This window comes from Nocardiopsis endophytica, assembly GCF_027706725.1.
In the GTDB taxonomy this organism is placed as follows: Bacteria; Actinomycetota; Actinomycetes; order Streptosporangiales; family Streptosporangiaceae; genus Nocardiopsis_A; species Nocardiopsis_A endophytica.
Map to the genome: position 1 here is coordinate 1 of NZ_JAQFWQ010000198.1, position 3,806 is coordinate 3,806.

Below are 3,806 nucleotides of genomic sequence, written 5' to 3' on the forward strand. Positions count from 1 at the left end.
CGGCCCGGAAGCGTCGTTTCTCCCGAGATCAACGCCGAGCGCACCCGCCTGTCCGCGCGGCTCCTCAGTCGCCCGGCCGTACCCCCACCGCCAGGAAGAAGCACATCGCGGCGGAGAACCTCCCCTCCTGGGCCCGGTTCCGCTGGTCGGCGACCCACCCGTCGGCCTCCTCGGCGCTCACCGCCCCGGCGGCGTGCGCGCCGTGGGCGGCCCCGGCGACGACCGGCAGGAACACCGGGTCGGTCAGCAGCAGCACGTGCGCCTCGACCCGGACGTCGGTGAAGCCCGCGTCCCGCAGCAGCGAAGGGAACCGCCGGGCGCTGTCCGGGGAGGGCACGCCCTGCGCCGCGGCGGCGGTGATGCGCCGGGTCAGGTCCGCGTCGTCGGCGTCGATGAGGTAGCCGTCCCAGTCCTGGCCGAGCAAGACGGCCCTTCCCCCCGGGGCCAGGACCCGGTGGGCCTCGGCCACCGCGCGGGCCGGGTCGGGCAGCGCGTGCAGCACCTTCTCGGCCCGGTACCCGGCCGCGGAGGAGTCGGCCAGTGGGAGCAGGGCGGCGTCGCCGACCCGCACGTCGGCGCCGGGCACCCGGTCCCGGGCGGCCGCGACCATGCGGGGGTCGGCGTCGATGCCCACCGGCACGGCGCCGAGCCCGGCCAGTTCGGCCACCGCGCGCCCGGCGCCGCACCCCGCGTCGACCACGGTGCCCCCGGGCGGCGGGGCGAGCAGGGTGTGGGACCGCTCGCGCAGGGCGGCGGCCCGGGGGACGGTGTCGAAGGCGTCCAGGGCGGCGATCAGGCCCTCCGTCTCATCGGCGTCGCGGGCGGCGGGGCCGGTCATCCGGTCGGTCTCGGTCACGGGTCCTCCTCGATCCGGGCGGGCGGCGCCCGCCGGTCTTCTCCGAAGGCCCGAGCGTGCGGGTTAATGGCGACATGAAGTCAAACGAGGGCGGCCGGGAGCTGCCGATCGGGGACGCGGCGGCGCGCTTCGGGCTGCGGCCGCACGTGCTGCGCCACTGGGAGGACGAGGGCCTGCTGACCCCGGGGCGGGACGCGGCGGGGCGCCGCGTGTTCGGTGAGGAGGACCTGGTGCGGATCGCGATGATCCTGCGCGGCAAGGAGGCCGGGCTCGGGCTCGACCGGATGCGCGCCGTGCTGGGGGCGCGCGGCGGCGGGGAGCGGCAGCGGGTGCTCGCCGAGGGGCTGAGCGAGCTGCGGGAGCGGATCGCCGTGCTCAGCCAGGCGGCCGAGCTGCTGGAGTGCGCCCTGGCCTGCGAGCACGACGACGTGGTCACCTGCCCGCACTTCCGCCGGGTCGTGTCCGAGTCGGCGGGGGGCCTACGGCCCTGAGGCCCCCTTCTCAGTCCTTGCGCCCCGTCACGGCGACGGTGACGCCCAGGCCGATCATGGTCAGCCCGCCCGCTCCGCCGATCGCCGACAGGCGGCGGGGCGAGCGGGCGAACCAGGACCGCGCGGTGGAGGCGCCCAGGGCCCAGCCGCTGTCGCAGACCACCGCGATGGCGCTGAAGACCAGGCCGAGCAGGAGCATCTGCAGCGCCACGTGGCCCTGGGCGCGGTCGACGAACTGCGGGAGCACCGCGGCGAAGAACACCAGGGTCTTCGGGTTGGCCGCGCCGACGGCGAAGCCCTCCCACAGCAGGCGCGGCAGGCCGCCCCGGGGCTCGCCTCCGGCGGCCTCGGCCTGCAGGGCCCCGCGCTCGCGCCAGGCCTTGACGCCCAGGTGGACGAGGTAGGCCGCGCCCGCCAGCTTGAGCACGGTGAACAGCACGGCGGAGCGCTCCACGAGCGGGCCGAGGCCGAAGGCGACGGCCGCGACCAGCGCGTAGGCGCCGATCGCGTTGCCCACCGCGCTGGCCAGGGCCACGCGGCGCCCGTGCGCCAGGGCCCGGCCGACGACGAAGAGCACACTGGGGCCGGGGGCGAGGATGATCAGCACGGAGGCGACGGCGAACGCCGCGAGCAGGTGGGGGTCGGTCATCCTGCCATTCGAGCACGGCGGGGTACGACGGCTCCATCCCTTTTCCCGGCGCCGGGGCGGGCCCGCCGCTGGGCCCCGTCCGGGCAGGGGTAGGCTTCACGCCGTTCACGGGGCCCAGACCGGGCGAGGACGAGCGGGGGAGAGGCATGTCGGAGCCGTTGCGGATGAGGCGGGCGCAGGCCGAGGACGTGGCAGAGATCGTCGGGATGCTGACCGACGATGTGATCGGCCGGGGCCGGGAGACCGCCGGGGACCTGACGCCCTACCTGAAGGCGTTCCAGGAGATCGACGCCGACCCCCACCAGCTCCTCGCCGTCGCCGAGACCGGCGGGCGGATCGTGGGGACGCTGCAGATCACGTTCATCCCCTACCTGTCGCGGCGCGGCGCCACCCGCGCCCTGGTCGAGGCGGTGCGCGTGCGGACCGACCTGCGGGGCAGGGGCATCGGCGCCCGGATGATGGAGTGGGCCGAGTCCCAGGCCCGCGAACGGGGGTGCGCGCTGGTCCAGCTCACCTCCGACCGCACCCGGGAGGACGCCCACCGCTTCTACGAGCGCCTGGACTACGAGCCGACCCACGTGGGCTTCAAGAAGTCCCTCCCCCCGCCGGCCGACTGACAGGAGCCGCCCTCTTCGGCCATCCGGGACCGATCCGCCCGAAAAACGGTTCCGGTGCCGGAGGCGCCGTGCGTATCCTCCGCCCCATGGCCGACGAGTGCTTCGGCGATCCGCGGTTGGCGGCGGTCTACGATGCCGTCGAAGGCGACCGTAAAGACCTGGACGCCTACCTCGGGGCGGCGGAGGAGTTCGGCGCGCGCCGTGTGCTGGACCTCGGCTGCGGGACCGGGGTGTTCGCGCTCCTCCTCGCCGACCGCGGGATCGGGGTCGTCGGCCTCGACCCCGCCAGGGCGTCCATCGACGTGGCCCGTGCAAAGGCGGGGAGCGACCGCGTGCGGTGGATCCACGGCGACGCGTCCGCGCTCCCGGCGGTGGGCGCCGACCTGGCGACGATGACGGGGAACGCCGCCCAGGCCATCGTGGATCCCCAGGCCTGGAGGGAGACCCTGCAGCGGGTGTACGAGGCGCTGGCCCCCGGAGGGCGCCTCGTGTTCGAGACACGGGACCCGGCCTTCCGCGCATGGGAGGGCTGGACGCGCGGGCGTACGCACGGCGTCGCGGACGTCGCGGGGATCGGTGTCGTCGAGACCTGGATCGAGGTCACCCGCGTCGCCCTGCCGCTGGTGGAGTTCCGCACGACCTACGCGTTCGCCTTGGACGGCCGGGTTCTGACCTCGGATTCGACACTGCGCTTCCGCGAGCGGCAGGAGGTCGTGGCCGACCTGCTCGCCCAGGGGTTCACGGTCGAGGACATCCGCGACGCGCCCGACCGCCCGGGCCGCGAGCTCGTGTTCGTGGCGCGGCGCCCGCACGTCGGGACCAACGGCCGGACGTGACTCCGAACGGCCGGGCCGGTGTCAGCCGATCCGGCGCGCGGCGGCGCGGTAGCAGTCCTCCGGGTCGGTGTTGAACGCGATCGCGGCGTCCGGTGGTCCGGGGGCGCGATGGCGGAGGTACGTGGCCACCCGAGCGGCACATACCGGACATACCGGGCGACGAGAGAGGGGTTCAGGCATCCCGCGTCGTGGAATCGACGCTTTTTGGCGGATCAGGCGTCGATTTCACCACCCGATCCGCCCCGCGCCCCCTCGCCCGCCCCCTTCGGCGATGATCTCGACGGAAGTGCTGCCAAAACCGCCGGCGGTGTCAAGTGGTGAGTGCAACTACGGGCCGGGCGCCGGGTCGGGGGTGAT

General features: G+C 75.1%; 5 protein-coding genes. 3 read left to right on the forward strand and 2 right to left on the reverse strand.

The window, feature by feature from the left end; genetic code table 11:
- Positions 1-64 precede the first annotated feature (64 nt).
- Entirely contained in the window at positions 65-856 is a 792-nt protein-coding gene (locus O4J56_RS31850; RefSeq protein ID WP_270690950.1) for a methyltransferase domain-containing protein, read from the reverse strand.
- Positions 857-930: 74 nt separating this feature from the next.
- Between O4J56_RS31850 and O4J56_RS31855 the strand changes: the two genes are divergently transcribed.
- A complete protein-coding gene (locus O4J56_RS31855; protein ID WP_270690951.1) occupies positions 931-1,347 on the forward strand; it encodes a MerR family transcriptional regulator in 417 nt (138 codons plus the stop codon).
- Positions 1,348-1,357: 10 nt separating this feature from the next.
- Here the strand turns inward: O4J56_RS31855 and O4J56_RS31860 are convergent, their stop codons facing one another.
- Positions 1,358-1,996, reverse strand: coding sequence for a LysE family translocator (locus O4J56_RS31860; RefSeq protein ID WP_270690952.1), 639 nt, complete (start codon positions 1,994-1,996; stop codon positions 1,358-1,360).
- A 146-nt stretch (positions 1,997-2,142) separates the two neighbouring features.
- Here O4J56_RS31860 and O4J56_RS31865 point away from each other — a divergent pair, with 146 nt between their 5' ends.
- Positions 2,143-2,613 (forward strand): GNAT family N-acetyltransferase, encoded by a 471-nt coding sequence (locus O4J56_RS31865; protein ID WP_270690953.1) that lies wholly within the window; start codon positions 2,143-2,145, stop codon positions 2,611-2,613.
- Between the two features lie 86 nt (positions 2,614-2,699).
- Entirely contained in the window at positions 2,700-3,449 is a 750-nt protein-coding gene (locus O4J56_RS31870) for a class I SAM-dependent methyltransferase (RefSeq protein ID WP_270690954.1), read from the forward strand.
- The last annotated feature ends 357 nt before the right edge of the window (positions 3,450-3,806 follow it).